Genomic DNA, 26,003 nt, shown 5'->3' on the forward strand with positions numbered 1-26,003 from the left:
CAATGAATCACTACACACGCTGGCTGGCATTAAAAGAAGAAAATCCGGGAAAATATGCGCGTGACATCGCCGCAATGATGCACATCAGCGAAGCGGAACTGACCTGGGCGCGGGTAGGCCACGATGCCTGGCGTTTACAGGGTGAAGTGCGCGACGTGCTGACTGCCCTTGAAGCCGCCGGCGACGTGAAATGCATCTGCCGTAACGAATACGCCGTTCACGAACAGGTCGGCAGCTTCACCAATCAGCACCTCAGCGGCCATGCTGGTCTGGTGCTCAATCCGCGTGCGCTCGACTTGCGCCTGTTCCTCAATCAGTGGGCCAGCGTTTTCCACATCAGCGAAACCAGCGCCCGCGGCGAGCGTCAGAGCGTTCAATTCTTTGACCATCAGGGCGACGCGCTGCTGAAGGTGTACACCACAGACGCCACCGACATGACCGCGTGGGCTGATATTCTGACCCGCTTTATCCATGCCGATAACCCGGCGCTCGAACTGAAAGCGGTTGATGTACCGACCACCAGTGGAGATATCGATGGTATAACCCTCGACGGTGAATGGCGTGCGATGACCGACGTGCACCAGTTCTTCACCCTGCTTAAGCGTCACAATCTGAGCCGTCAGCAGGCTTTCCGCCTGGTGGGTGATGACCTGGCGTGTCAGGTGGATAACGATGCCGTAGCGCGCCTGCTGGCGAATGCCTATCAGGATGCAAACGAGATTATGGTCTTCGTTGGTAACCGTGGTTGCGTGCAAATTTTCACCGGCGCTATCGAAAAAGTCGTGCCGATGAAAGGTTGGCTGAACATCTTTAATTCAGCCTTCACTTTGCACCTGCGCGAAGACACCATCGCCGAAACCTGGGTGACGCGCAAACCGACCGCCGATGGCCACGTCACCAGCCTCGAACTGTTCGCCGCCGACGGCACGCAGATTGCGCAGCTTTATGGTCAACGCACCGAAGGCGAACCGGAACAAACCCAGTGGCGTGCGCAGGTTGAAGCGCTGATTGCCAAAGGGCTGGCCGCATGAGAGCCGTCGTCGCGTTGATGGCCGCCCTGCCTCTGCTGACAGGGGCGGCAGCTCAAAAAGTGGTAACGCTTGGCGGCGACGTGACGGAGATTGTCTACGCACTGGGGGCGCAAAGCGCCCTCGTTGCACGAGACAGTACCAGCATGTGGCCGCCTGAAGCGTTGAAATTACCTGACGTGGGCTATCTGCGTCAGCTGAACGCCGAAGGCATTCTCGCCACGCGCCCGACGACCGTTCTCGCCAGCGTGCAGGCCCAACCATCACTTGCGTTGAAACAGGTCGAACAAAACGGCGTGATGGTAGTGACGGTTCCGGGTAGTAACGACGTTTCCGTGATTGACGACAAAATTCGCATCGTCGCCGAAGCATTACATAAAGACGCCGAAGGCGAGCAGCTCCGTCAACAGATGAAGCAGGCTCTGGACGCGTTGCCTAAAACGCAACTCAATAAACGCGTGCTGTTTATTCTCAGCCACGGCGGCATGAGCGCCATGGCCGCCGGGCAGCAAACCGGGGCCGATTCGGCTATTCGTGCTGCGGGGCTACAAAATGCCATGCAGGGCTTTAACCGGTATCAGCCGCTTTCTCAGGAAGGTGTGATCGCCAGCCAGCCGGATCTGGTGGTGATTTCAACCGATGGCGTTAAAGGCATGGGCGGCGAAAACGGGTTGTGGACGTTGCCAGGTCTGGCGCAAACTCCGGCCGGGCGCAATAAACAGGTGCTGCAGATCGATGACATGGCGTTGTTAGGTTTCAGCATTCGCACCCCGGAAGCGATTCAACAGCTGCGGCATAAAGCGGAGCAACTTCCCTGATGACGCCGTTGGTTTCCCGTTCTCTGTGGTCACTTCTGGCCTTGCTAACGCTGTTAACGCTGGGCGCCACCACCTTTGGCGCACTGAAGCTGCCGTTAGATATACTCTGGCGTGGCGACAGCGCGCTGCGTCAAATCTGGTTCACCATTCGTTTGCCTCGCGTGCTTTTGGCGCTGACCATCGGCGGCTCGCTGGCGCTGGCGGGCTGCGTGATGCAAGGGCTGTTTCGCAATCCGCTGGCGGATCCTGGCCTGCTGGGGATCAGCAGCGGTGCCGCGCTGGCGGTAGCGATGTGGGTGGTTTTACCCTTATCACTGCCGATGGTGCTGATGTTGTACGCCCCGATGCTGGCGGCGTTTCTCGGCAGCCTGGCGGTGACAATGGTGATTTTCGTCCTCAGCCAGCGTAACGACAATTCGCTCTCGCGCTTGCTGTTGGTGGGGATTGCGATTAACGCGCTGTGTGGCGCGGCGGTGGGCGTGCTGTCGTGGCTCAGCAACGATGCGCAGCTGCGTCAACTCTCGCTGTGGGGTATGGGCAGTCTCGGTCAGGCGCAGTGGTCAACGCTGCTGACGACGGCCTCGCTGATGCTGCCGACGGTGTTCATTATCTGGCGGCTGGCAAAACCGCTGAATTTGCTGCAGCTGGGTGATGAAGAGGCGCATTACCTCGGCGTGAACGTACGTCAGATCCAGCGACGCTTATTGATGTGCAGCGCTCTGCTGGTTGCAGCGGCGGTAGCGGTCAGCGGCGTGATTGGCTTTATCGGGCTGGTGGTGCCGCACTTGCTACGCATGTGGCTCGGGGCCGATCATCGGGCGGTCATTCCCGGTTCGGTGCTGGTCGGTGCCATTTTGCTGCTGGTTGCAGACACCGTGGCTCGTACGCTGGTTGCGCCTGCGGAAATGCCGGTCGGTCTGTTGACCAGCCTGCTCGGCGCGCCGTGGTTTTTATGGATGATTTTCCGTCGTGGAGGCCAACATGGCTAATCGCTTACAGGCCATTAATCTGTGCTACTCCCCGGTGTTACGTGACATCAATCTGACGCTGGTACCCGGCGAACTGGTGGCGCTGATTGGCCCCAATGGCGCGGGAAAATCGACGCTACTGCGCGTGCTGACCGGTTATTTTCCGCCGGATAACGGGCACTGTCTGCTGAACGATAAACCTTTATCCGCCTGGACGCCTCAGACGCTGTCTCGCCAGCGGGCTGTAATGCGCCAGCAAAGCCAACTGGGTTTCGACTGGCCTGTGGAAGATGTGATTACCATGGGGCGCGCACCGCGGGAACAGAGCAATAGCCGAAAAGTCGTTGAACAAGTCATGGCTCTGACCGGGTGCGCCCCGCTGTCAGGCCGGAAATACAATGCCCTTTCAGGTGGGGAGCAACAGCGGGTTCAGTTGGCGCGCGCGCTGGCGCAGCTATGGGTGAACGATGCGCCACAGGGCTGGTTATTTCTTGATGAGCCAACGTCGGCGCTGGATTTATATCATCAGCAGCATGTGCTTCGCTTGTTGAAAAGTCTGACGCAGGCCGGAAATCTTCACGTCTGCGCGGTGCTGCACGATCTCAATCTGGCCGCACTTTGGGCTGACAGGCTTATCCTGCTTCATGAGGGAGAGATAGTGGCTCAGGGCAGCGCGCAACAAGTGTTGCAGGCGGACACCCTGAGCCGCTGGTATGGCGCCGAAGTGCACATCGGTCAGCACCCCGGCAGCCACACGCCACAGGTGTTTTTAGCCCCGTAACGTCAGCTCGAACAACTCACTTCCAGCCGCTTTCCCCACTCAGGCGGACGGCTGGCATAGTCATCACTCCGGTCTGCAAACGGGTCACGTAACGCCTCATGCAAACGCTCAAACTCGGCATAGTCCCCGCGTTCAGCCTGCTCGATGGCGCGCTGTGCCAGCCAGTTGCGTAACACCACCACCGGATTCACCTGCTTCATACTTTGCTGGCGCGTGGCGTCATCCACCCGATCCTGCTGCAAGCGCGCGCGATAGTCGCTAAACCACGTATCAAACGCCGCCCGATCGATAAACTCATCGCGCAACGGTGAACTCGCACTCTGCTGTTCCGTCTCGCTCAACATACGGAAAGTACGGGTGTAATCGCTGCCCTCACGCTCCATCAGACTAAACAGCCTGTTCAGCAGTTCGTTGTCGCCCTTTTGCTCCGAGAACAGACCGAGCTTGCCGCGCATCCGCTGACCGTATTCCACCAGCAATGCTTCCTGATAACCGTCCAGCGCATCGTTGAGCACATCCACCGAGATAAATGGCGACAGCGACTGCGCCAGGCGTTGCAGGTTCCACAGCGCCGCCGCAGGCTGATTATCAAAGCTGTAGCGACCCTGATGGTCAGAGTGATTGCAGATAAAGCCTGGCTGATAATCATCGAGGAAACCGTACGGACCGTAGTCCATGGTCAGACCCAGAATAGACATATTGTCCGTGTTCATCACCCCGTGACAGAAGCCAACGGTTTGCCAGAGGGCAATCAGACGCGCAGTACGGGTGACAACGTCACGGAACCACAGCGCATACTTTTCGGTTTCGGATCCCAGCTGCGGCCAGTGATGACGAATCACATAATCCGCCAGCTCACGTACCTTTTCCGGTTCACGGCGGTAGTAGAAGTGTTCGAAATGGCCGAAACGCACATGACTTTCCGCCAGACGCATCAACATAGCGCCCTGCTCAACCGTTTCTCGGTATACCGGCGTGTCGCTGGTTACCACTGATAGCGCACGCGTGGTCGGAATGCCGAGCGCGAACATCGCCTCAGACGCCAGACTTTCGCGTAACGTGGAGCGCAATACCGCGCGCCCATCGCCCATTCGGGAATACGGCGTCAGTCCTGCGCCTTTCAGGTGCCAGTCGTAACGACGTCCGTCGGCCAACTGCTGTTCGCCGAGCAAGATGCCGCGTCCGTCGCCAAGCTGACCGGCCCAGACGCCAAACTGATGGCCACTGTAGACCTGCGCGAGAGGCAGCATTCCAGGCAGCAACGTTTCGCCGCCCCACACGCCCGCGCCTTTTTCAGGCCTGAACAGCGATTCAGGCAGATCGAGACTCTGCGCCAGCGCCGCGTTGTGCCAAATCAGGCGTGCATTAGCCAGCGGCGTCGGTGACAGTTCGGTATAAAAACCTGGCAGCTCATCGCGCCAGTGATGGGTAAAAGACAGGGTCATGGTTCCTCCTGTCTGTAGTGTAGTGCCTGTGAGGGCAGATAAATACGGGCGAGATACAGGGTTATTCCTGCATCAGACGGGTTAGCGATGCGCTATCAACGGTGGGCCACAGTAATCCCTGATATGCGCTCAGACCCCAGGGCTCCAGACGTTCAAGGATCTGCGGGTTGTCCACACCTGCCGCCATAATCGCACTACAGCAGGGCTGTACCTGGGCGATTATGGCCCGCATAAAGGGATCAAACGATAATAATAACGCCTGTTGCTGAATAAAGTTTTTATCCAGCATAACGCGTTTGAACAACCCACTGAAAACAGCCTGGGTGGATGCGTCTCCGGCACCAAAATTGGCCAGCATCAGCGGGAAAAGATTTGCCAGTTGAACCAGCAAATGATTTTTGTCGATGGCATTCAATTCTGGAAAGTTTTCATTGACCGTAAACTCCAGAAAGGCAAATCGCGCGGCCTCTTCCGCCAACACTTTTTGTGTTAACAACGCAAAGGCAATTGCCGGCGTTATATTAATCCACGCAATTAATTGCTGTTGAATAAAAAATATTCGGCAGGTTTCGAGTAACGCGAGTTTTTCGCGAAACAGGATGACTTCCTGTTCAGCGCTCAGGCGGGACGTCACCAGCGTGGTCGGCGTACGCACCGCATCATCCACGCCAACAACGTTCGCGATTATTTCTAATCCGACAAGTTGCCCCCCACCATTTCTGGCAGGCAGGAATAATAATTCGGTTTTCCAGGCTTTATCCAGAGTAACAATCATTACGTCCACCCTTGTTCAAGGGAGCTCCCTGGTCGCTGCTGCATGGTTCCAGTCGAAAACAAAATCTTTGATTTTAAAAAGATTAATTTCATTCGTCCCTTTGTAATTCAAGAATTCCTTTGCTTTATCATTGGGATGATTGTAATCCATATTCGTGTAATCGCACAATCCAGAGATTCATTAGCGGAATGCCATGACAATTGATAATTATTTCGTAGTGCTTTTTTATATTTATCTGCTAACAAAAAAGGGCCATCAGGCCCTTTTGTTTTTACGACTAAATACGTCTGGCTTGCCAGAAGTGCTTTCGCCAGTAGACATTATCCAGTGAGGAGCGCGTGACGCCCTGGCTGGTTGAGGCATGAATAAATTGATTATCCGTGTCGTAGATGCCGACATGCAGACCGTTTCCGCCCGAACCGGTGTTGAAGAATACCAGGTCGCCCGGCAATAAATCATGCTTATCAATTTCGGTGCCGATTTTCGACTGCTGTTTGGTATCACGCGGCAGCTGTAAATCAAACTGGTCCCGGAAGGTCATCATTACGAACGCAGAGCAATCCACACCACCGCGAGTACTTCCCCCGTAGCGATATGGCGTGCCGCGCCAGTTTGCCAGCTGATCATTAAGATTGGCAATAACTGTGATGGAGTCCGAAAGGCGTGGGTTAGGCGGCGGCGCACGATGGCTGCTGCACCCGGCTAAAATTAACGCTGCCACTAAAATAAATAAGAGACGCATATCCTGGCGTTTCCTCTGATATTTTTTATAAGAATAATTTAGCCTGCGAATTTGCAAAGTTGCAAGAAACCTTAAGGTTACAGCGCAGAAATTAAGATCTGTACGCCGTCCGCGTTTAGCATTTTGAAGGGCATATCATACGCAGCCGTCAGATTTTCGATCGTCAAAACGTGCGGCGTGTCGCCACTGGCCAGCATTCGCCCCCGACGCAATAACCACGTCTGGCTGGCGAAGCGTAACGTGTGATTCAAGTCGTGGCTGCTCATGACTACCGTAACACCGGCAAGTCTTAGCTCGGTCAGCAGTTTATCCAGCCCACTCTGCTGGGCCACATCCAGGCTGTTCATCGGCTCATCCAGCAACAGCAGCTTCCCTTCCGGGTTTCCCTGCGGGTGAATTTGCAGCACCACCGCCGCAAGACGGACGCGCTGCCATTCACCGCCGGAAAGCTGGTTCACCTGGCGGGCTAGTTTATCCCCCAGACCCAACTTTTCGGCGATTTCTTGCTGTAATGCGTGCTGCGTTTTGTCGGGCTGATGCAGCGTCAGGTAATGCCAGACCGGCATCGCAAAGGGCGGCGTCTGATGTTGCGTCAGATACGCCCGATGGCGCGCCAGTTCTGGTGCAGGCCAGTCAGTCAACGGTCTACCGTTTAGCATAACCTGCCCCGCGCCCTGGCTTAAGCCTGCCATTCTGGCGAGCAGCGTGCTTTTTCCTGCGCCGTTGGGGCCGACAAGATGCACCATTTCACCCTGACAAACGTCTGCGCTGACCGGGTGCAATCGTCCCGGTTCTGCCACACCCTGCAACTGCATCAGCGACATGATTACTTCGCCAGCGCCAGCTTGATGGATTCCATCACAATCGGATCTTCAGGCGTCATGTCCGGAGAGAAACGCTGAATGACTTCGCCATCACGACCAATCAGGAATTTTTCGAAATTCCACAGAATATCGCCTTCCTCCTTCGGCGCCCGGCCTTTACTGGCCATACGCTCGTAGAAACCGCTGCTTTCTGGCGCGACGGCGACCGGGGCGGCTGAGGTCAGTTTCTGATACAGCGGATGACGCTGCTCGCCGTTGACATCGATTTTGCTGAACATCGGGAACGTCACGCCATACGTAGTGCTGCAGAACGTTTTAATTTCTTCGTCACTGCCCGGCTCCTGGCCGAGGAACTGGTTGCATGGGAAGCCCAGCACGGCGAAACCGTCTTTGCTCCAGGCTTCATGAATATTTTCCAGCTGCTCGTACTGTGCCGTCAGCCCGCACTGGGAAGCGACGTTCACCACCAGCAATACATTGCCTTTGAACTGTTCGAGATTGACGTTTTCACCGTCGATGGTTGTGACATTGGTGTTAAGAATATCGTGTTGCATAGCGTCCTCTTGGGTTATCAGCCGGCGCTTATCGGCCAGCCCTTAATAGTAGCCAGATAAATACGGGTGCGCCCAGGGTCGCCGTGACGACGCCTATAGGCAATTCCGCCGAAGCCAGCGCCATACGGGCCACGATATCGGCGAACAGCAGCGTTGCGCCTCCTGCCAGCACACAGGCAGGCAGAAGCACACGATGGTCGGTCAGGCCGCACAGCCGCAGCATATGGGGAATAACCAGCCCGATAAAGCCAATGGCACCAGAGAGCGCCACGCTGACGCCCACCAGCCAGCCCGTCGCCAGCACCAGAAGCCTTCGCCACAGCCACAGTGGCAGCCCGAGCTGGCGGGCAGACGTTTCGCCGAGCGACAATAAATTCAGCGGCTGCGATTGCAGGCAAACCCAGCCAATCGCGGGCACAAGCGCCAGCATTAGCCAACCCTGATGCCAGTCCACGCCACCAAACCCGCCCATCATCCAGTACATCAACTGGCGTAGGTCAAACGACGTCGAAAAATAGACGGCCCAGGTCATTGCCGCGCTGCAAATAATCCCCAGCGCCACGCCCGCAAGCAGCAGCCGACTGGTCGATAAGTGACGGCGCGCAAAGCGCAGTAATATCACGGTGATGGTCAGCGCGCCGACAATGGCACTCAGGCCCAGCGCCCAGTTTGGTAGCCCTTTCCCCAGCAATACGGCGGCTATCAGTCCGACACCCGCGCCGTTAGATACGCCCAACAAGCCAGGCTCCGCCAGCGGGTTTTCAAATAATGCCTGCATAATCGCCCCGGACACCGCCAGTGCAGCGCCCACCAGCACCACGGCCACGGTACGCGGCAGGCGAATTTGCCAGACAAACAACTCACCGCGAGCGGTAAACCATTCGCCCGGCGCAATCCACGCATCACCCGCGCACAGGCTGATGAACACCGCGAGCAGAAGGAGCAACAGCAAAAGTCCCAGCCATCGCTGGTTTCGTTGCTGCTGACGTTGGGCGAGTCGTTGCATGATGTCCTGAGATAATGAGGTGAAGTGTCTGATTTTATTGTGCCTGATGCTCGCAGAAAAGAAAAAAGGCCGCAAGAGCGGCCTTTTTGGTTAATCAGAAATTATTCTGCTTTGGGCGAAGCGTTTTCGACACGACTTTTCAACTTCTGGCCGGGTCTGAAGGTCACCACGCGCCGGGCTGTAATGGGAATATCTTCGCCCGTCTTCGGGTTGCGCCCGGGACGTTGATTTTTATCGCGCAAATCGAAGTTACCAAAACCGGAGAGTTTTACCTGCTCACCGTTTTCAAGAGCGCGACGAATCTCTTCGAAAAACAGCTCTACCAGTTCTTTGGCATCCCGTTTACTAAGCCCAAGCTTATCAAACAGATATTCTGACATTTCAGCTTTTGTAAGCGCCATAGGTTCAATCCCTCAATGATGCCTGGAATCGCTCTTTTAATGCCTCTACACATTTGGCAACGGTAGCGGCAATCTCCTCTTCTTCGAGTGTACGGCTGGTATCCTGAAGGATCAGGCTGATAGCGAGGCTCTTGAAACCTTCCTCTACGCCCTTACCGCGGTACACGTCAAACAAGTTTACGCCAACTACCTGATTTACGCCAACTTTCTTACACTCATTGAGAATATCGGCTGCAGGAACGTTTTCTGCCACGACCACAGCGATGTCACGACGGTTCGCAGGGAAGCGAGAAATCTCTTTCGCCTGAGGCACCACGCGGTCTGCGAGCTTGTTCCACTCCAGTTCAAACACCATCGTGCGACCGTTCAAGTCTAGTTTACGTTCCAGCTCAGGATGAACAACCCCAATGAAACCAATACGTTCGCCTTTCAGATAAATCGCCGCAGACTGTCCCGGATGCAGCGCTGGATTGCCTTCAGCTTTGAACTGGATATCACCCAGTTTGCCGGTCAGGTCCAGAACGGATTCGAGATCGCCTTTTATATCATAGAAATCAACTGTCTCTTTCGCCAGATTCCAGTGTTCTTCATAGCGGTTACCGCAGATAACGCCGCTCAACATCACGTCCTGACGGATGCCCAATGGCGCCTGGGTGTCCGGAACGAAACGCAGACCGCTTTCGAAGATACGCACACGGCTCTGCTGGCGGTTCTGGTTGTAGACCACAGTACTCAGCAGGCCAGTCCACAGAGAAAGACGCATCGCGGACATTTCGCTAGAGATTGGGCTTGGCAGGATCAGCGCTTCTTCGCCCGGGTGGATCACCTGCTGCACTTTCGGATCGACGAAGCTGTAGGTGATGACTTCCTGGTAACCTTTGTCATTCAGCATGGTTTTCACACGCTTAAGAGACAAGTTAGCTTCCTGGTGATTCCCCATGATCAGACCCGCCTGAACTGGCGCATCCGGGATATTGTTGTAGCCGTAAACGCGGGCGACTTCTTCCACCAGATCTTCTTCGATTGAAATATCGAAACGCCAGCTTGGCGCGACGGCCTGCCACTGGTCCTGACCTTCGGTCACTTCACAACCCAGACGGCGCAAGATATCGCTAACCTGCTCATCGGCAATGTGATGGCCAATCAGGCGGTCCAGTTTGCTACGACGCAGCGTAATGCTGGCGCGCTTCGGCAGAGTGGCTTCGTTGGTCACATCAATGACCGGGCCCGCTTCCCCGCCGCAAAGGTCCAGGAGCAAACGTGTTGCACGTTCCATCGCTTTGTATTGCAGCGCCGGATCCACGCCACGTTCGTAGCGGTGGGAAGCATCGGTATGCAGACCCTGACGACGCGCACGACCCGTGATGGACAGCGGATTGAAGAATGCACATTCCAGCAGCACGTTCTGGGTTTCGTCATTCACGCCGGAATGCTCACCACCGAAGATACCGCCCATTGCCAGGGCTTTGTTGTGGTCAGCGATGACCAGCGTATCCGTACTCAGTTTGGCTTCGTTACCGTCCAGCAGAACCAGAGGTTCACCCTCTTTCGCCATACGCACCACGATGCCGCCGTCGATGCGGTCGAGGTCGAACGCGTGCATCGGCTGACCCAGTTCCAGCAATACGTAGTTGGTCACATCCACCACCGCATCGATAGAACGGATGCCACAACGACGCAGTTTTTCTTTCATCCACAGCGGCGTTGGCGCCTTAACGTTGATGCCTTTGACGACGCGCCCCAAATAACGTGGGCACGCGTCGGCAGCTTCGACGTTAATTGGGAAAGTGTCACTGATGGTTGCGGCAACCGGCGCCATTTCTGGCTCGTTCAGCGGCTGCTGGTTCAGGACCGCGACGTCACGCGCCACGCCGATGATACCTAAGCAGTCAGCACGGTTCGGGGTAACGCTGATTTCGATGGTGTTGTCATCGAGTTTCAGGTATTCGCGGATGTCGGTTCCCAGCGGGGCATCAGCAGGCAGTTCGATAATGCCGCTGTGATCGTCAGAAATCCCCAGTTCAGAGAACGAACACAGCATGCCTTCGGACGGCTCACCGCGAAGTTTCGCTGCTTTGATTTTGAAGTCGCCAGGCAGAACGGCACCGATGGTCGCGACGGCCACTTTCAGGCCCTGACGGCAGTTTGGCGCACCGCAGACGATGTCCAGCAGTCGCTCGCCACCAACGTTAATTTTGGTCACACGCAGTTTATCGGCGTTTGGATGCTGACCGCATTCAACCACTTCACCCACTACAACGCCATTGAACACGCCTGCAACGGGCTCAACGCCGTCCACTTCCAGGCCTGCCATGGTGATTTGGCCAGACAGCGCTTCGCTGTCAATCGCCGGGTTAACCCATTCGCGTAACCACAGTTCACTGAATTTCATTGTTCTGTCCTGCCCTTATTTAAACTGTTTGAGGAAACGCAGATCGTTTTCGAAGAATGCACGCAGGTCGGTGACGCCGTAGCGCAGCATGGTCAGACGCTCCATACCCATGCCGAAGGCGAAGCCGGAGTAAACTTCCGGATCGATACCGACATTACGCAGTACGTTCGGGTGAACCATGCCGCAGCCCAACACTTCGAGCCATTTGCCGTTTTTGCCCATCACGTCAACTTCTGCGGACGGTTCGGTGAACGGGAAATAGGACGGACGGAAACGAATCTGCAAATCTTCTTCAAAGAAGTTACGCAGGAAGTCGTGCAGCGTGCCTTTCAGATTGGTAAAGCTGATGTTGGTGTCAACAATCAGGCCTTCCATCTGATGGAACATTGGAGTGTGGGTCTGATCGTAATCGTTACGATAGACGCGGCCCGGAGCAATAATGCGGATAGGCGGCTGCTGGTCTTTCATGGTGCGGATCTGTACGCCAGAGGTCTGGGTACGCAGCAGACGCGTTGCGTCGAACCAGAAAGTGTCGTGGTCAGCACGTGCCGGGTGGTGGCCTGGAATATTCAGGGCATCGAAGTTGTGATAGTCATCTTCGATTTCCGGGCCAGTCGCCACGGTAAAGCCGAGCTCACCGAAGAAACTTTCAATGCGGTCGATGGTACGGGTAACGGGGTGCAAACCACCGGTTTCAACACGACGCCCCGGCAGAGAAACATCGATAGTTTCTGCGGCCAGACGCGCATTCAGGGCGGCCCCTTCCAGAGCGGCTTTACGCCCATTAAGCGCCTGCTGGACCTGCTCTTTGGCTTCGTTGATAACGGCACCTGCGGCCGGGCGCTCTTCCGCCGGCAATTCACGCAGGGTTGTCATCTGAAGGGTCAGATGCCCTTTTTTACCCAGATATTCGACACGCACGTTATCCAGCGCGGCGACATCTGAAGCTTCATTAATAGCTGCCCTGGCACTGGCAACCAGCTCTGCGAGATGTGACATGGTTTTCCTCAATAATGTCGGTGCAAACACCCGTTTGCGGACTTAATCTCTTGAATTCTATATACGAAAAAAGCCTCCCTGGGGAGGCTTTCTGGCGCTGTTTTTCGTTTCGTCTTTCACGCGCTAGCCTCCTGGATTCAGGTGCTAAAGTAAAAAAAGAAGCGGAAAATAGCAGCATTCATGCTTGCGTTACCTTGTCTGATAAGGGCAGTGAAGAACTTATTGGAAAGTTTTCACTCTGAAAAGTCAACGTCTTACTGATTCTTAACGATAATTTGAAAGAGAAGAGGGAGGCAAGCCTCCCTCTTCAACTGGCTTATGCCAGTGCAGATTTCGCTTTTTCGACCAGAGCGGTGAACGCTACTTTGTCGAATACTGCGATGTCAGCCAGGATCTTACGGTCAATTTCAACAGAGGCTTTTTTCAGGCCGTTGATGAATTTGCTGTAAGAAATACCGTTCTGACGTGCTGCTGCGTTGATACGCGCAATCCACAGTTGACGGAACTGACGCTTACGTTGACGACGGTCACGGTAAGCATACTGACCTGCTTTGATAACTGCCTGGAAGGCAACGCGGTATACGCGTGAACGCGCACCGTAGTAGCCTTTGGCTTGTTTCAAAATTTTCTTGTGACGTGCACGGGCAACTACACCACGTTTTACGCGAGCCATATGAGCTCTCCTGTTCTATATTCTTGATTAATAAAAGTTAAACGTTAACGACTTATGCGTACGGAAGGCACGCGATTACCAGACCCAGATCGCCTTTAGAAACCATGGCTTTCGGGCGCAGGTGACGTTTACGCTTAGTAGCTTTTTTGGTCAGAATATGACGCAGGTTAGCGTGCTTGTGCTTAAAACCACCTTTACCGGTTTTTTTGAAGCGCTTAGCAGCACCGCGTACGGTCTTAATTTTTGGCATCTTAATAACTTCCACTTCGCATTGTTGAAAAATGAAACGTAGGCGAACAAAGACTGTGAGACCCGAGGGTCCCACGGTCAATGCTACTTGAAGGCCTTACTGTTTCTTCTTAGGAGCGAGCACCATGATCATCTGACGGCCTTCGATCCTTGTTGGGAAGGATTCGACTACTGCCAGTTCACTCAGATCGTCACGGACGCGATTAAGCACTTCCATACCAATCTGTTGGTGGGCCATCTCACGTCCGCGGAAACGCAGCGTGATTTTGGCCTTATCGCCCTCTTCGAGAAAGCGTACCAGGCTGCGGAGTTTTACCTGGTAATCGCCATCGTCGGTGCCAGGACGGAATTTAATTTCCTTAACCTGAACAATCTTTTGCTTTTTCTTCTGTTCCTTAGAAGATTTGCTTTTTTCATAGAGGAATTTGCCGTAGTCCATGATTCGGCAAACTGGCGGTTCGGCGTTAGGGCTGATCTCTACCAGATCCACTCCTGCTTCTTCAGCTTTTTCCAGAGCTTCTCTCAGACTCACTATACCAAGCTGTTCGCCTTCCAGACCTGTTAAGCGAACTTCCTGAACTCGAATCTCGCCATTTATACGATTCGGACGTGCCGTTTGTACTCGTTTTCCGCCTTTAATACTTTATTCCTCCAGTTGTTGAAGACTGCGGCTGCGTATTTCGTTAAGCAGCTTCTCGATCACTTCGTTTACGTCCACAGTGCCGAGGTCTTTTCCGCGACGGGTGCGCACGGCAACTTTGCCTGCTTCAACCTCTTTGTCGCCACAAACCAGCATATACGGGACACGACGCAATGTGTGCTCGCGGATTTTAAAGCCAATCTTCTCATTTCTCAAGTCTGCTTTTACGCGAATGCCCGCATTTTGCAGTTTACGAGTCAATTCGTTGACGTAATCAGCCTGAGAATCAGTGATATTCATCACCACGACCTGCACAGGTGCAATCCAGGTTGGGAAGAACCCTGCGAACTCTTCGGTAAGAATACCGATGAAGCGTTCGATGGAACCCAAAATGGCGCGGTGAATCATCACCGGCACCTGACGCTCGTTACTTTCGCCAACATAAGAGGCGTTAAGACGCTGCGGCAGGGAGAAATCCAGCTGTACTGTTCCGCACTGCCATGCACGATCGAGGCAGTCATACAGTGTAAATTCAATTTTCGGGCCGTAGAAGGCACCTTCACCCAGTTGATACTCGAACGGGATGTTGTTTTCTTCCAGAGCCACGGCCAGATCGGCTTCCGCACGATCCCATGTTTCATCACTACCAATGCGTTTTTCAGGACGCGTAGACAGTTTGACGACGATTTTCTCGAAGCCAAAGGTGCTATACATATCGTAGACCATACGAATGCAGGCGTTGACTTCATCACGCACCTGGTCTTCAGTACAGAAGATATGTGCATCATCCTGGGTAAACCCACGAACGCGCATCAGGCCATGCAGCGCGCCCGATGGCTCGTTACGATGGCAGCTACCGAACTCCGCCATACGCAGCGGCAGATCGCGATAGGATTTGAGTCCCTGGTTGAAAATCTGCACGTGACCTGGGCAGTTCATCGGCTTGATGCAGTATTCACGGTTCTCAGAAGAGGTGGTGAACATCGCATCTTTGTAGTTGTCCCAGTGCCCGGTTCTTTCCCACAGCACACGGTCCATCATGAACGGGCCTTTTACTTCCTGATATTGGTACTCTTTCAGCTTAGAGCGCACGAAAGTTTCCAGTTCACGGAAGATAGTCCAGCCGTCGTTATGCCAGAACACCATACCCGGCGCTTCTTCCTGCATATGATACAGGTCAAGCTGTTTACCGATCTTACGGTGGTCACGCTTTGCCGCTTCTTCAAGACGCAGCAGATAGGCGTTCAGCGCTTTCTTATCGGTCCATGCAGTACCGTAGATACGCTGCAGCATTTTATTGCTACTGTCGCCGCGCCAGTAGGCGCCTGCTGTTTTCATCAGTTTGAAGTAATGACAAAAACGCATGTTCGGCACGTGTGGACCACGGCACATGTCGACGTATTCTTCGTGATGATACAAGCCAGGCTTGTCATCATGGGCGATGTTTTCATCAAGAATGGAGACTTTATAGTTCTCACCGCGATTCACAAATGTTTCGCGCGCTTCGCTCCAGCTCACCTTTTTCTTGATGACATCGTAGTTCTTCTCAGCCAGCTCGTGCATCCGCTTTTCGAGGGCGTCGATATCTTCCTGGGTCAGCGTGTGGTCGAGGTCAACGTCGTAGTAGAAACCGTTATCAATGACCGGACCGATAGCCATTTTGGTATGCGGCCACAGCTGTTTGATAGCGTGTCCCAGCAGGTGCGCGCAGGAGTGACGAATGATCTCCAGACCGTCAGCATCTTTCGCGGTAATCAGCGACAGAGTGGCGTCTTGTTCAATGAGATCGGAAGCATCTACCAGCTCACCGTTAACACGGCCAGCGATGGTGGCTTTCGCCAGACCTGGACCAATGTCCAGAGCAACATCCATGGGGCTTACAGCGTGGTCGAACTGGCGTTGACTGCCATCAGGAAGAGTAATTACAGGCATTTCATATCCTTATTCACAGTGGTGCCCCACACGAAAGAGCACATGCAAAAATAATTTATTTAGTCATACCAGCAGTTTTAAAGGCTTTATTTGCTTCACTCTGCAAACTGGGTACATCAGGGTGTACAAAACCAAAATGTACATACCTTCACTTGCCGATAACGAACGGTCATAGTACACGGCATTTGATATTTATTAAAGCCAATGAAGAACATGGGCTTTTGCCCCGCCCGCGCTCGCAGCCTGTTTGCAAGAAAAAACCGGCTGTAGCCGGTTGATTAGCGGTGAACACCGTTTATTTAGCGTACCCCTGAAATGGTCCTTCTTTATGAAAAAAATGTGATCCCGTCAGGAGTATTCTGCAATACGACCTACCCGCATCAATCCCGCCCCTCACTGAAATTTAAATAAAGACTTGAAACATCCTGTTGATTGCCAGCTACTCTCTTTTTCCACACCATACGCGCCTTTGCCCGGAGCGTTTATGCGTCACCTACTGGCCTTTTTACAGCGATATGGCATCGATCTGAACAACCCTTCTTCACTGTTTATTGTGTTCGGTTATATTTTCCTGACCGCACTCGTGGCGCATTTCATTTTACGGCTTATTTTAAGAAAAATTGAAAAACATGCGGAACAGGGTAGCCGTCCTTGGTTGAAAATATTCACGCAAAATAAGTTATTCCACCGCATTTCGCTGACTTTGCAGGGTATCCTGGTCAGCGTGCAGCTCAGTTTCTATCTCGAAACCGGCAGCCACGTAGGGCTGTTTTTCAACATCTGTGTGCAGTTGTGGATCCTGCTGTTCGCCCTGCTCTCCTTCTTCTCGCTGCTGGACGTCATCCTCAAGCTGTCGCACCAGTACAAGTTTTCTGTGCAATTACCGCTGCGTGGAATTTTCCAGGGTGTGAAGCTGGTCGCCGCATCGATTGTCGCTATCCTAATGATTTCCCTGCTGATTGGTAAGTCCCCAGCCATTCTGTTTAGCGGCCTGGGTGCCATGGCGGCCGTGTTGATGTTAGTGTTTAAAGACCCGCTGCTCGGTCTGGTCGCAGGGATCCAGCTTTCCGCCAATACCATGCTGCATATGGGTGACTGGCTAGAAATGCCAAAATACGGCGCAGACGGCACGGTAATTGATATCGGCCTGACGACGGTGAAAGTGCAGAACTGGGATAACACCATCACCACTATCCCGACCTATGCACTGGTGTCTGATGCCTTCAAAAACTGGAGCTATATGTCAGCTTCCGGCGGGCGTCGTATCAAACGTAGTGTGTTCATTGATAGCACCAGCATTCACTTCATGTCAGCCGATGAGCTGCAGCGTCTGGGTAAGGTTGATCTGCTGAAACCTTGGCTTAAAGAGCAAAGCCAGAAAGTGGCGAACGGCAATGCCGCGCAGAGCGTGCTCAATGGCGAAAGCATGACTAACATCGGTGCTTTCCGTGCCTGGCTGACAGAATACCTGCATCAGCATCCGAAAATCCGCAAAGACATGACGCTGATGGTTCGCCAGCTGCCGCCAGGCGCTGAAGGTCTGCCGCTGGAAATTTATGCCTTTACTAATACCGTGGAATGGCTGAAATATGAGGCGATTCAGGCCGATATTTTCGACCATGTTTATGCGGTGATTGAAGAGTTTGGCCTGCGCATTTATCAGCGCCCTTCCGGCAACGATCTTCGTCCACAGGCGCTCGTCTGCTGACAACCGCAGGGCGCGTTAAGCGCCCTGCTTAAATCCCCTGACGACAACCCCTTCTGCATCCAGTCTCTGGCGTATCTGCCGCGTCATCTCCACCGCGCCCGGGCTGTCGCCGTGTACGCAGATGGAATCCGCACGAATAGCGGTGAACTCGCCTTCAATGGAGATCACCCCGCCGTCGATAATCATCCGCACCACTCGTTCAGCCACCTCATTCGCATCGTGAATGACGGCCCCTGATTCACGTCGGGACACCAGCGTGCCATCCCGGTGATAAGCTCGGTCGGCAAAGGCTTCTGCCACGGTATGAATGCCCGCATCTTGCGCCCAGTCGATAAGCGCCGAACCCGCCAATGCCACCAGCGATAACGATGCGTCTACTTCCCGCAAACCGGCGATGACCGCCCTCGCCTGACGCTTGTCATGCGCAATGGTGTTATACAGTGCCCCGTGCGGCTTGACGTAACACACTCGCGTCCCCGCCGCCGCGGCTAACCCCTGCAAAGCGCCGATTTGGTAAATCACGTCGGCGGTCAATTCATCGCTGGCGATATCCATATTCCGGCGGCCGAATCCGACCAAATCAGGATAGGAAACATGCGCCCCGACGTTTACGCCCAGGCGCTGTGCAGCACGCAGCGTTTCAAGAATGCCCGCCGGTGACCCCGCATGAAACCCGCAGGCCACGTTGGCACTGCTGACCAGCGGCAAAATTGCGGCGTCATCGCCCATTGTCCACTGGCCGTAGCTTTCGCCTAAATCGCTATTTAAATCAATGGATGGCGCAACGGGCATTTCGGGGATCTCCTGACTGCTAGTCTTTCGTTAAAGTCTCACGGTGTATCACTGTTTCATCCGTTTTACCACGAGGGACACAAAATGGATTTCACGGGATTGATACAAAGCACCATTGATTTTATCAGCGTCCATCCGCAACTGGCACTCAGGGCGCTCATCGTCTGGCCGCTGTAGGCCTTCGGCATTCTCGCGCCGGGTGCACTGGGCATTCCGTGGCTGGCGGAGCTGTTTTCATAATGCGGAAACAATCAGGCCGGATTGCTCCGGCCTGAAAAATTACATCTTATAACCCAACGTCACCGTCGTACGGCGGTCCGTATGCTCCGGTGCCGATGATGGCGGCTCGGAGTTCCAGGTGATGTTGTAGGCCACTTTCAGACCAAAGTTATCGTTAATGGCAACGTCCAGCGCCGTCTCGGAGTTGACGGTAGTGTCATCTGCCCCAAACACCGAGAGACCCTGGGTAAATTTGGTGGTGTCGGTCATCTGCCAGGCGTAGGTGCCGGAAGCATAACCCAGCGGCTGAGTTTTGGTTTCATCGTTGGTGTATTCGTCGTAACGCACACCAGGACCGAATTCAAAGCGCAGGCTGTGGACCGGCCCGTTGAGGATCTGACGACCGTAACCGGCCGTGAACACATCGCGTTGACGATAGCCGTTATAACGGTCGGTCAACCAGCTTGCCTGGCCGAACAGATAGTCAGCGTCGGTAATGTTGTAACGCGAACGGCCGCCGACTGAATAGGTTTCAGACGAGCGTTCATCGTTAGAAGACGTGTTGCTGGCGTTACCCCACAGCGACCATGCTGTCGTATCGCCGTACCAGGTCAGTGTGGAATCAGCAGTCAGAGAAGAACTTTTAGTATTGCCAGACTGTGCCAGGTAACCGCCGTTGATTTTACCTTCAAACGGTTTCTTCGCTGTGGAAGGGTCGTCCATGACAGTAAAAACGGTATTATCGGCCACGGCGTGCAGTGACGCAAAAAGGCCCCCCGCCAGAACAACTACTGCGGGTACTGTCTTGAAAAGCTTCATTTATTATGAGTCCGTACAACAAAAAAAGAGACCATTACGGTCCCGGAAACTTTCGCGAGGATCAACAACAGGCGGTCCTAAGAAAGGTAACAAATTATAAAAAGGCGTGAATAACATAGCAATGAATTCTTGTTTCATTTTTTGAATAAGAGGGATCTCAAATAGCATTTTATTTCATATATAAACGCAGCCAGAAAGGATTGTAAATTTGCGAAAAATCATATTCTTGTCACTTTCTTAACCTCCCGTAAGGTGCCAGGCTTACCGCTGACCATAAAATCGGCGACTCGTCTGGGTCATAAATGGAGGTAATCGAATGGTTAACATCTATACGCTTACGCTGGCACCCTCTCTCGACAGCGCAACGCTGACTCCGCAAATCTATCCTGAAGGCAAATTACGCTGTAGCGCCCCGGTGTTTGAACCCGGCGGCGGAGGGATAAACGTTGCCCGCGCCATTACGTTTCTCGGCGGAAAATCCACGGCGATTTTCCCGGCTGGTGGCGCCACCGGCGAGCATCTGATCTCCCTGCTGGCTGATGAGCAAGTGCCGGTGCAGACGGTCTCCGCTCATGACTGGACACGTCAAAACCTGCACGTGCATGTCGAAACCAGCGGTGAACAGTATCGCTTTGTGATGCCTGGTGCTGCGTTAAATGAAGACGAATTCCGCCGGATTGAACTGAAAGTCCTGCAAATCGAAGTTGGCGCTATTCTGGTGATCAGCGGCAGTCTGCCGCCGGGCGTGGGCGTTGCGAGGCTGGTAGAGCTTATCAAATCGGCCCAGCAGCATGGCATACGCTGCGTGGTGGACAGCTCCGGCGACGCCCTTTCCGCCGCGCTGGACGTCGGTGGCATTGAGTTGGTGAAACCGAATCAGAAAGAACTGAGCGCATTGGTGCAGCGGGAATTAACCCAGCCTGATGACGTACGTAAAGCTGCCGAAGAGATTGTCCGCAGCGGAAAAGCGCGACGCGTCGTGGTCTCATTGGGACCACAAGGAGCCCTGGGTGTCGACGCTACTGGCAGCGTGCAGGTCGTACCGCCACCGGTTAAAAGCCAGAGCACAGTCGGGGCTGGTGACAGCATGGTCGGCGCAATGACCCTGAAACTTGCTGAAAGCGCGTCGCTCGACGAAATGGTCCGTTACGGCGTGGCCGCCGGGAGTGCCGCGACCATCAACCAGGGCACGCGTTTGTGCTCACTGGAAAACACGCGAACGATTTACGATTACTTGTGCCGAAGCTGACCGTCACTCCGGTGGCAACCGTGGCGGGAGTCGAAAAATCACGGTAATCGGCTATGCTATAAAACTCCATGCTTAACAACGAGGTTCCCGATGAGCGGCGAAATCACGCGTTACGTGGTAACCGTCAGTTTTCATGAACAGACGCTGACCGAAATCAATGAGCTCAATAACCATCTGACCCGCGCCGGGTTTACGCTGACGTTGAGCGACGACGACGGTAAAGTACACGATCTGGGCACCAATACGTTTGGCCTCGTCAGTCCGCAAAGTGAAGACGATATCAAAGCCCTCACCACCGGCCTGGCGGAAACCGCAATTGGTCACCAGCCTGACGTCAGCGTTGTGACCTTTGAACACTGGCTGCAGGACAACACGACCAATACGGCAAGTTAAAACGCACAGTTGTGCGTCAGTTCGAGTTTTTCCACCGCATTTATGCGCTAACCTTATGATCTGGCAGAAAACATGGGGAGAGAGAGCATGTGGCAAGCGATCTGTAGCCTGTTGAAAGAGCACGGAGACGGCGAAATCGAGCTGCGCAATGAACTGCCCGGCGGAGAAATCCACGCCGCATGGCATTTACGCGTCAGCGGTCAGGACTATTTCGTCAAATGCGATGAGCGAGAAATGCTGCCCATCTTCACTGCGGAAGCCGATCAACTCGATCTGCTGGCGCGTAGCGAAACCGTTGCCGTACCCGAGGTGTACGCCGTTGGCAGTGACCGTGATTACAGCTTTGTGGTGATGGAGTTTCTTCCCCCCCGACCGCTGGATGCGCACAACGCCTTCCTGCTCGGCCAGCAGCTGGCTCGTCTTCATCAATGGAGCGAGCAACCGCAGTTTGGCCTCGATTTCGACAACGACCTTTCCACTACGCCTCAACCCAATGCCTGGCAACGACGCTGGTCAACCTTCTTTGCGGAACAGCGTATTGGCTGGCAGCTGGAGCTCGCCGCCGAAAAAGGCCTCGCGTTCGGAAACATTGATGCCATCGTCGAGCACATCCACCAGCGTCTGAGTTCGCACCAGCCCCAGCCTTCGCTGCTGCACGGCGATTTGTGGTCTGGCAACTGCGCACTCGGCCCGTCTGGCCCCTATATTTTCGACCCGGCCTGCTATTGGGGCGACCGTGAATGCGATTTAGCGATGCTACCGCTGCACCCGGAACAACCGCCGCAAATTTATGATGGCTATCAAGCGGTCTCGCCGCTACCACTTGATTTTCTCGACCGGCAGCCGGTTTACCAGCTCTACACGTTGCTTAACCGCGCCATTCTGTTCGGCGGGCAGCATCTGGTGAACGCGCAAAAGGCACTGGATCGCGTGCTGGCCGCATAAAACAAGCCCCGTTTAACGGGGCTTGTTTTATTAATTGCTGTGCTAGTTAATCGAAACGCCTTTGAGGCGGAATTCAATATTCATGACAATCCCCGAACCCGGTTTACCCGGTTCGTAGCGCCATTTGCGCATCGCGGTTTTCACCTCACGCTCAAACATGTTCGACGGCTGGGCTGAGAGGATCTCAAGATTATCCACGCGGCCATCTGCCGTAACGTCAAACTTCACGCGCACTTTACCTTCAATACGCAACGCCTGGGCGCGGGCCGGATACTGCGGCTCACCACGGCTTAATGCCCGCGGGCCGGTAGGTGCGGTTACGGCCGGTTTGCTGGGTGCAGGCGCGGTATTTGTCGCCGGACGGCTCTGGGTCGTCGAATTTTCAAATGGCGACGCCGGACGCGGCTCAACCGGTTTCGGCTGTGGCTTCGGCTGTTCCACCTTTTTCACCGGTTTCGGTTTCGGCTTTGGCTTTGGCTTTGGCTTTGGCTTCGGTTTAGGTTCAGGCTTATGAATCACCACCGGCGCTTCTTTTGGCGGCTCAGGAACCACTTCAGGTTCGGGTTCCGGCTCAGGTTCAACGACCGGCTGCGGAGGCGGTTGAACAGCCTGAGGCGGCTCCAGATCGGCCGGTGCGACCATCGTCACCGAAATAGGCTGCGCAGGTGCGGGCAGTTCAATAACCTGATGTACCGAGGTATAGAGTAAACCCGCCACTAAGGCTCCGTGAATGACCACAGAAAGCAACGTGGGCCACGGAAAACGGCGAGGTATATCGAAGGTCATTGAAGTCATAATCGCTGCAGTTGAAAAATGATGCCTCGATTTTAAATGCAAATAGCAATCATATTCAATAAGCCATCTTATCTTCGGTCAACTTTCTGCCGCTGTTGGCGAAAAAAAGCACACTTGTCGCACCCTGTCAGGCCTCCAGGAATCTTTGCATTGCAGTCATCCGCGCTTTCAAATAACGTGTTTCGACAATTTACCGATAAGGACTGTACCCGTGCTTTACGTGATTTATGCTGAAGATGTCGCCGACTCTCTGGAAAAACGTTCGTCGGTTCGCCCTGCTCATCTTGCCCGTCTGCAGTTGCTGCACGACGAAGGGCGTCTGCTGACCGCAGGCCCAATGCCCGCCGTGGACAGTAACGATCCTGGCGCAGCCGGTTTTAGCGGTTCGACGGTGATTGCAGAGTTTGAGTCGCTTGAAGCGGCCCAGGCCTGGGCTGAAGCCGACCCGTACGTTGCGGCGGCGGTGTACGGGAATGTGAAAGTGCGTCCGTACAAGAAAGTGTTCTGATAACCCCCCAAAAAACAAGAGGCACCGCATGCGGTGCCTTTTTTTGTTATCAGAATTCGTAGATTGCGAAGAGCAGTGAATTTCGCTGCCGCGCGCCCAAACATTTTCTGATTGAGTGGATACGCATGTTGCGGCGCGACTGACCTTCCAGCCAACGCGCTTTGCGACGGCTGGCTTGTCTCAGCATCCGCCAGCGCCCCACTTCGTTTCTGCTACGCTTCATTTCAACATCTCAGAGATGAAAGAGCGCACATTATAAACCCTTGCGCCCGGCTGACCAGTGCTTTTGCCGCCTGTTTTTATTTGCCAGATGAATCCGTACGCGTAAACTCTTAACGACAGGCTTTCAAAAGGATTTTTTATGACAACCTTCTACACCGTGGTGAGTTGGCTGGTCATTCTGGGGTATTGGTTGTTAATCGCGGGGGTGACGTTACGTATCCTGATGAAACGACGCGCGGTACCTTCAGCAATGGCATGGTTGCTGATCATTTATATTCTGCCGTTGGTCGGGATCATCGCCTATCTCTCCGTGGGGGAGTTGCATCTGGGGAAGCGTCGTGCCGAACGTGCCCGTGCGATGTGGCCGTCTACCGCCAAGTGGCTCAACGATCTTAAAGCCTGCAATCATATATTTGCAGAATCTAATAGCCCAGTGGCGAGCTCACTGTTCAAGCTGTGTGAACGTCGCCAGGGCATTGCCGGGGTTAAAGGCAATCAGCTCCAACTACTGACCGAATCGGATGACGTCATGCAGGCGCTGATCCGCGACATTCAGCTCGCGCGTCACAATATCGAAATGGTTTTCTATATCTGGCACCCGGGCGGCATGGCCGATCAGGTCGCAGAATCGCTGATGGCCGCCGCGCGTCGGGGTGTGCACTGCCGGTTAATGCTCGATTCCGCCGGTAGCGTCGACTTTTTCCGCAGCCCATGGGCGGCGATGATGCGTAACGCCGGCATCGAAGTGGTGGAAGCGCTGAAGGTTAATCTGATGCGTGTGTTCCTGCGCCGTATGGACCTGCGTCAGCATCGCAAAATGGTGATGATCGATAACTATATTGCCTACACCGGCAGTATGAACATGGTTGACCCGCGCTTCTTCAAACAGGATGCAGGCGTTGGGCAATGGGTCGATTTGATGGCCCGTATGGAAGGTCCAATCGCCACTTCAATGGGGATTGTCTACTCCTGCGACTGGGAAATCGAAACCGGCAAACGCATTCTGCCCCCTGCCCCGGACGCCAATATTATGCCGTTCGAAGAAGCGAGCGGGCACACTATCCATACCATCGCTTCCGGCCCGGGTTTCCCGGAAGACTTAATTCATCAGGCGCTGCTCACTGCGGCTTATTCTGCGCGTGAATACCTGATAATGACCACGCCGTACTTTGTGCCAAGCGACGATTTGCTGCACGCGATTTGCACCGCCGCTCAGCGTGGGGTGGATGTGAGCATTATTATGCCGCGCAAGAACGATTCGGTGTTAGTAGGCTGGGCGAGCCGCGCCTTCTTCACCGAGTTGCTAGCCGCTGGCGTTAAAATTTATCAGTTCGAAGGCGGCCTGCTGCACACCAAAAGCGTACTGGTCGATGGTGAGCTGAGCCTGGTCGGAACGGTGAATCTGGATATGCGCAGCCTGTGGCTGAACTTTGAAATCACTCTGGCGATTGATGACGCAGGTTTTGGCGGTGATTTGGCGGCGGTACAGGACGATTATATTTCCCGTTCGCGCCTGCTGGATCCTCAGCGCTGGTTAAAACGCCCGCTATGGCAGCGCGTCACCGAGCGACTGTTTTACTTCTTTAGTCCGTTGCTGTAAAACGTGCCCATTAGCTGAAAATCTAGGTGTCATCATGGAAATGGATTTAAATAATCGCCTGACCGAAGACGAAACGCTCGAGCAGGCCTACGATATTTTTCTCGAACTGGCGGGTGATAACCTCGATCCTGCGGATATCATTATCTTTAATTTGCAGTTTGAAGAACGTGGCGGCGCCGAGCTTTTCGACCCGGCGGAAGACTGGCAGGAACATGTCGATTTCGATTTGAACCCTGATTTCTTCGCCGAAGTGGTTATTGGTCTGGCCGATACCGATGGCGGCGAATTAAACGATATCTTTGCCCGCGTGCTGCTGTGTCGCGATAAAGACCACAAGATTTGCCATATTCTGTGGCGTGAATAATCGCAGAATATGAACAATATAAGGCTGCTTACGCAGTAATGCCAGTCAGTTAAGCAACTGACTGGCTTTTTTGTTCCAGGCCTTACCATATTTACGTGGCCTTTCTTTCACCACTCTCGGGAAGGCTCTTTCTCTTCTTATCGGTAGCTTTACCATCTGCGC

General features: G+C 54.1%; 29 protein-coding genes, 1 pseudogene and 1 other annotated feature. Of the genes and pseudogenes, 11 read left to right on the top strand and 19 right to left on the bottom strand.

Features of this window, described 5'->3' with window-relative positions:
- Window positions 1–2: 2 nt before the first annotated feature.
- The 4 genes from MUU51_RS03790 to MUU51_RS03805 are packed head-to-tail and all read left to right on the top strand — an operon-like array spanning window position 3 to window position 3,595.
- Complete coding sequence (locus tag MUU51_RS03790) at window positions 3–1,031, top strand: hemin-degrading factor (RefSeq protein WP_258967144.1); 1,029 nt, start codon at window positions 3–5, stop codon at window positions 1,029–1,031.
- Window positions 1,028–1,846: a heme/hemin ABC transporter substrate-binding protein gene (locus tag MUU51_RS03795; RefSeq protein WP_258967145.1), complete on the top strand. Its 819-nt coding sequence runs from the start codon at window positions 1,028–1,030 to the stop codon at window positions 1,844–1,846. The genes MUU51_RS03790 and MUU51_RS03795 overlap by 4 nt, the downstream gene beginning before the upstream one ends.
- On the top strand, window positions 1,846–2,835 hold the full coding sequence (locus MUU51_RS03800) for a FecCD family ABC transporter permease (RefSeq protein ID WP_258967146.1): 990 nt from the start codon (window positions 1,846–1,848) through the stop codon (window positions 2,833–2,835). Before MUU51_RS03795 ends, MUU51_RS03800 begins: the two co-directional genes overlap by 1 nt.
- Before the next feature lie 34 nt (window positions 2,836–2,869).
- The gene (locus tag MUU51_RS03805) at window positions 2,870–3,595 is read left to right on the top strand and encodes a heme ABC transporter ATP-binding protein (RefSeq protein ID WP_445326608.1); all 726 of its coding nucleotides are present in this window, start codon (window positions 2,870–2,872) and stop codon (window positions 3,593–3,595) included.
- A 2-nt stretch (window positions 3,596–3,597) separates the two neighbouring features.
- Here the strand turns inward: MUU51_RS03805 and selO are convergent, their stop codons facing one another.
- The 14 genes from selO to thrS all read right to left on the bottom strand — a co-directional run bounded on the left by selO (window position 3,598) and on the right by thrS (window position 16,227).
- Entirely contained in the window at window positions 3,598–5,040 is a 1,443-nt protein-coding gene (gene selO / locus MUU51_RS03810) for a protein adenylyltransferase SelO (protein ID WP_258967147.1), read from the bottom strand.
- Window positions 5,041–5,101: 61 nt separating this feature from the next.
- On the bottom strand, window positions 5,102–5,815 hold the full coding sequence (locus MUU51_RS03815) for an EAL domain-containing protein (RefSeq protein ID WP_159767659.1): 714 nt from the start codon (window positions 5,813–5,815) through the stop codon (window positions 5,102–5,104).
- A 277-nt stretch (window positions 5,816–6,092) separates the two neighbouring features.
- On the bottom strand, window positions 6,093–6,557 hold the full coding sequence (locus MUU51_RS03820; protein WP_159767656.1) for an NlpC/P60 family protein: 465 nt from the start codon (window positions 6,555–6,557) through the stop codon (window positions 6,093–6,095).
- A 77-nt stretch (window positions 6,558–6,634) separates the two neighbouring features.
- A complete protein-coding gene (btuD, locus tag MUU51_RS03825; RefSeq protein WP_374684784.1) occupies window positions 6,635–7,381 on the bottom strand; it encodes a vitamin B12 ABC transporter ATP-binding protein BtuD in 747 nt (248 codons plus the stop codon).
- Between the two features lie 2 nt (window positions 7,382–7,383).
- Entirely contained in the window at window positions 7,384–7,935 is a 552-nt protein-coding gene (locus tag MUU51_RS03830; RefSeq protein WP_159767653.1) for a glutathione peroxidase, read from the bottom strand.
- 28 nt (window positions 7,936–7,963) lie between these two features.
- Window positions 7,964–8,941: a vitamin B12 ABC transporter permease BtuC gene (gene btuC, locus MUU51_RS03835; RefSeq protein WP_159767650.1), complete on the bottom strand. Its 978-nt coding sequence runs from the start codon at window positions 8,939–8,941 to the stop codon at window positions 7,964–7,966.
- Between the two features lie 101 nt (window positions 8,942–9,042).
- On the bottom strand, window positions 9,043–9,342 hold the full coding sequence (gene ihfA / locus MUU51_RS03840) for an integration host factor subunit alpha (protein WP_006820203.1): 300 nt from the start codon (window positions 9,340–9,342) through the stop codon (window positions 9,043–9,045).
- A 4-nt stretch (window positions 9,343–9,346) separates the two neighbouring features.
- A complete protein-coding gene (gene pheT / locus MUU51_RS03845) occupies window positions 9,347–11,734 on the bottom strand; it encodes a phenylalanine--tRNA ligase subunit beta (RefSeq protein WP_159767647.1) in 2,388 nt (795 codons plus the stop codon).
- A gap of 15 nt (window positions 11,735–11,749) precedes the next feature.
- A complete protein-coding gene (pheS, locus tag MUU51_RS03850) occupies window positions 11,750–12,733 on the bottom strand; it encodes a phenylalanine--tRNA ligase subunit alpha (protein WP_258967148.1) in 984 nt (327 codons plus the stop codon).
- Between the two features lie 63 nt (window positions 12,734–12,796).
- Window positions 12,797–12,920, bottom strand: a sequence feature (Phe leader region).
- A complete protein-coding gene (gene pheM, locus MUU51_RS03855; RefSeq protein ID WP_001386830.1) occupies window positions 12,871–12,915 on the bottom strand; it encodes a pheST operon leader peptide PheM in 45 nt (14 codons plus the stop codon). Its footprint overlaps the feature before it by 45 nt.
- A gap of 129 nt (window positions 12,921–13,049) precedes the next feature.
- Window positions 13,050–13,406: a 50S ribosomal protein L20 gene (rplT, locus tag MUU51_RS03860; RefSeq protein ID WP_002440151.1), complete on the bottom strand. Its 357-nt coding sequence runs from the start codon at window positions 13,404–13,406 to the stop codon at window positions 13,050–13,052.
- Between the two features lie 52 nt (window positions 13,407–13,458).
- Window positions 13,459–13,656: a 50S ribosomal protein L35 gene (gene rpmI, locus MUU51_RS03865; protein WP_001124225.1), complete on the bottom strand. Its 198-nt coding sequence runs from the start codon at window positions 13,654–13,656 to the stop codon at window positions 13,459–13,461.
- Window positions 13,657–13,752: 96 nt separating this feature from the next.
- Window positions 13,753–14,295, bottom strand: coding sequence for a translation initiation factor IF-3 (gene infC / locus MUU51_RS03870; protein WP_110508565.1), 543 nt, complete (start codon window positions 14,293–14,295; stop codon window positions 13,753–13,755).
- Window positions 14,296–14,298: 3 nt separating this feature from the next.
- The gene (gene thrS / locus MUU51_RS03875; protein WP_258967149.1) at window positions 14,299–16,227 is read right to left on the bottom strand and encodes a threonine--tRNA ligase; all 1,929 of its coding nucleotides are present in this window, start codon (window positions 16,225–16,227) and stop codon (window positions 14,299–14,301) included.
- Window positions 16,228–16,711: 484 nt separating this feature from the next.
- On the opposite strand from thrS, the gene MUU51_RS03880 reads away from it, so the two are divergent.
- On the top strand, window positions 16,712–17,935 hold the full coding sequence (locus MUU51_RS03880; protein ID WP_258967150.1) for a mechanosensitive ion channel family protein: 1,224 nt from the start codon (window positions 16,712–16,714) through the stop codon (window positions 17,933–17,935).
- Window positions 17,936–17,950: 15 nt separating this feature from the next.
- Here MUU51_RS03880 and MUU51_RS03885 read toward each other — a convergent pair whose 3' ends face one another.
- Window positions 17,951–18,727 carry a LamB/YcsF family protein gene (locus MUU51_RS03885; RefSeq protein ID WP_258967151.1) on the bottom strand — a complete coding sequence of 259 codons (777 nt, stop codon included), beginning with the start codon at window positions 18,725–18,727 and terminating at the stop codon, window positions 17,951–17,953.
- A gap of 279 nt (window positions 18,728–19,006) precedes the next feature.
- Window positions 19,007–19,765: a DUF481 domain-containing protein gene (locus tag MUU51_RS03890; RefSeq protein ID WP_125353186.1), complete on the bottom strand. Its 759-nt coding sequence runs from the start codon at window positions 19,763–19,765 to the stop codon at window positions 19,007–19,009.
- A 316-nt stretch (window positions 19,766–20,081) separates the two neighbouring features.
- On the opposite strand from MUU51_RS03890, the gene pfkB reads away from it, so the two are divergent.
- The 3 genes from pfkB to MUU51_RS03905 all read left to right on the top strand — a co-directional run bounded on the left by pfkB (window position 20,082) and on the right by MUU51_RS03905 (window position 22,352).
- Window positions 20,082–21,014, top strand: coding sequence for a 6-phosphofructokinase II (pfkB, locus tag MUU51_RS03895; protein WP_159767635.1), 933 nt, complete (start codon window positions 20,082–20,084; stop codon window positions 21,012–21,014).
- A 90-nt stretch (window positions 21,015–21,104) separates the two neighbouring features.
- Complete coding sequence (ghoS, locus tag MUU51_RS03900) at window positions 21,105–21,407, top strand: type V toxin-antitoxin system endoribonuclease antitoxin GhoS (protein WP_159767632.1); 303 nt, start codon at window positions 21,105–21,107, stop codon at window positions 21,405–21,407.
- 87 nt (window positions 21,408–21,494) lie between these two features.
- On the top strand, window positions 21,495–22,352 hold the full coding sequence (locus MUU51_RS03905; RefSeq protein ID WP_159767629.1) for a fructosamine kinase family protein: 858 nt from the start codon (window positions 21,495–21,497) through the stop codon (window positions 22,350–22,352).
- A gap of 42 nt (window positions 22,353–22,394) precedes the next feature.
- Here MUU51_RS03905 and tonB read toward each other — a convergent pair whose 3' ends face one another.
- Entirely contained in the window at window positions 22,395–23,138 is a 744-nt protein-coding gene (gene tonB, locus MUU51_RS03910; RefSeq protein WP_258967156.1) for a TonB system transport protein TonB, read from the bottom strand.
- Window positions 23,139–23,358: 220 nt separating this feature from the next.
- On the opposite strand from tonB, the gene MUU51_RS03915 reads away from it, so the two are divergent.
- Complete coding sequence (locus MUU51_RS03915; RefSeq protein ID WP_159767623.1) at window positions 23,359–23,655, top strand: YciI family protein; 297 nt, start codon at window positions 23,359–23,361, stop codon at window positions 23,653–23,655.
- A 49-nt stretch (window positions 23,656–23,704) separates the two neighbouring features.
- Here the strand turns inward: MUU51_RS03915 and MUU51_RS03920 are convergent, their stop codons facing one another.
- Window positions 23,705–23,878 (bottom strand): YciY family protein, encoded by a 174-nt coding sequence (locus MUU51_RS03920; protein ID WP_125353205.1) that lies wholly within the window; start codon window positions 23,876–23,878, stop codon window positions 23,705–23,707.
- A 138-nt stretch (window positions 23,879–24,016) separates the two neighbouring features.
- Here MUU51_RS03920 and cls point away from each other — a divergent pair, with 138 nt between their 5' ends.
- Both cls and MUU51_RS03930 read left to right on the top strand, forming a co-directional pair.
- The gene (gene cls, locus MUU51_RS03925; RefSeq protein WP_159767620.1) at window positions 24,017–25,477 is read left to right on the top strand and encodes a cardiolipin synthase; all 1,461 of its coding nucleotides are present in this window, start codon (window positions 24,017–24,019) and stop codon (window positions 25,475–25,477) included.
- A 34-nt stretch (window positions 25,478–25,511) separates the two neighbouring features.
- Complete coding sequence (locus MUU51_RS03930; RefSeq protein WP_110508601.1) at window positions 25,512–25,841, top strand: HI1450 family dsDNA-mimic protein; 330 nt, start codon at window positions 25,512–25,514, stop codon at window positions 25,839–25,841.
- Between the two features lie 49 nt (window positions 25,842–25,890).
- Here MUU51_RS03930 and MUU51_RS03935 read toward each other — a convergent pair.
- Window positions 25,891–26,003, bottom strand: a pseudogene (locus MUU51_RS03935) (hypothetical protein); the annotation flags it as partial.

This window comes from Scandinavium manionii (genome assembly GCF_024764775.1).
GTDB classification, from domain to species: domain Bacteria; phylum Pseudomonadota; class Gammaproteobacteria; order Enterobacterales; family Enterobacteriaceae; genus Scandinavium; species Scandinavium manionii.

Excerpts from the sequence above, each read along its gene's own strand:
- MUU51_RS03790 (WP_258967144.1), top strand. The coding sequence starts at position 3 with ATGAATCACTACACACGCTGGCTGGCATTAAAAGAAGAAAATCCGGGA.
- MUU51_RS03795 (WP_258967145.1), top strand. The coding sequence starts at position 1,028 with ATGAGAGCCGTCGTCGCGTTGATGGCCGCCCTGCCTCTGCTGACAGGG.
- MUU51_RS03800 (WP_258967146.1), top strand. The coding sequence starts at position 1,846 with ATGACGCCGTTGGTTTCCCGTTCTCTGTGGTCACTTCTGGCCTTGCTA.
- selO (WP_258967147.1), bottom strand. The coding sequence starts at position 5,040 with ATGACCCTGTCTTTTACCCATCACTGGCGCGATGAGCTGCCAGGTTTT.
- MUU51_RS03815 (WP_159767659.1), bottom strand. The coding sequence starts at position 5,815 with ATGATTGTTACTCTGGATAAAGCCTGGAAAACCGAATTATTATTCCTG.
- MUU51_RS03820 (WP_159767656.1), bottom strand. The coding sequence starts at position 6,557 with ATGCGTCTCTTATTTATTTTAGTGGCAGCGTTAATTTTAGCCGGGTGC.
- btuD (WP_374684784.1), bottom strand. The coding sequence starts at position 7,381 with ATGTCGCTGATGCAGTTGCAGGGTGTGGCAGAACCGGGACGATTGCAC.
- MUU51_RS03830 (WP_159767653.1), bottom strand. The coding sequence starts at position 7,935 with ATGCAACACGATATTCTTAACACCAATGTCACAACCATCGACGGTGAA.
- btuC (WP_159767650.1), bottom strand. The coding sequence starts at position 8,941 with ATGCAACGACTCGCCCAACGTCAGCAGCAACGAAACCAGCGATGGCTG.
- ihfA (WP_006820203.1), bottom strand. The coding sequence starts at position 9,342 with ATGGCGCTTACAAAAGCTGAAATGTCAGAATATCTGTTTGATAAGCTT.
- pheT (WP_159767647.1), bottom strand. The coding sequence starts at position 11,734 with ATGAAATTCAGTGAACTGTGGTTACGCGAATGGGTTAACCCGGCGATT.
- pheS (WP_258967148.1), bottom strand. The coding sequence starts at position 12,733 with ATGTCACATCTCGCAGAGCTGGTTGCCAGTGCCAGGGCAGCTATTAAT.
- rplT (WP_002440151.1), bottom strand. The coding sequence starts at position 13,406 with ATGGCTCGCGTAAAACGTGGTGTAGTTGCCCGTGCACGTCACAAGAAA.
- rpmI (WP_001124225.1), bottom strand. The coding sequence starts at position 13,656 with ATGCCAAAAATTAAGACCGTACGCGGTGCTGCTAAGCGCTTCAAAAAA.
- thrS (WP_258967149.1), bottom strand. The coding sequence starts at position 16,227 with ATGCCTGTAATTACTCTTCCTGATGGCAGTCAACGCCAGTTCGACCAC.
- MUU51_RS03880 (WP_258967150.1), top strand. The coding sequence starts at position 16,712 with ATGCGTCACCTACTGGCCTTTTTACAGCGATATGGCATCGATCTGAAC.
- MUU51_RS03885 (WP_258967151.1), bottom strand. The coding sequence starts at position 18,727 with ATGCCCGTTGCGCCATCCATTGATTTAAATAGCGATTTAGGCGAAAGC.
- MUU51_RS03890 (WP_125353186.1), bottom strand. The coding sequence starts at position 19,765 with ATGAAGCTTTTCAAGACAGTACCCGCAGTAGTTGTTCTGGCGGGGGGC.
- pfkB (WP_159767635.1), top strand. The coding sequence starts at position 20,082 with ATGGTTAACATCTATACGCTTACGCTGGCACCCTCTCTCGACAGCGCA.
- ghoS (WP_159767632.1), top strand. The coding sequence starts at position 21,105 with ATGAGCGGCGAAATCACGCGTTACGTGGTAACCGTCAGTTTTCATGAA.
- MUU51_RS03905 (WP_159767629.1), top strand. The coding sequence starts at position 21,495 with ATGTGGCAAGCGATCTGTAGCCTGTTGAAAGAGCACGGAGACGGCGAA.
- tonB (WP_258967156.1), bottom strand. The coding sequence starts at position 23,138 with ATGACCTTCGATATACCTCGCCGTTTTCCGTGGCCCACGTTGCTTTCT.
- MUU51_RS03920 (WP_125353205.1), bottom strand. The coding sequence starts at position 23,878 with ATGAAGCGTAGCAGAAACGAAGTGGGGCGCTGGCGGATGCTGAGACAA.
- cls (WP_159767620.1), top strand. The coding sequence starts at position 24,017 with ATGACAACCTTCTACACCGTGGTGAGTTGGCTGGTCATTCTGGGGTAT.
- MUU51_RS03930 (WP_110508601.1), top strand. The coding sequence starts at position 25,512 with ATGGAAATGGATTTAAATAATCGCCTGACCGAAGACGAAACGCTCGAG.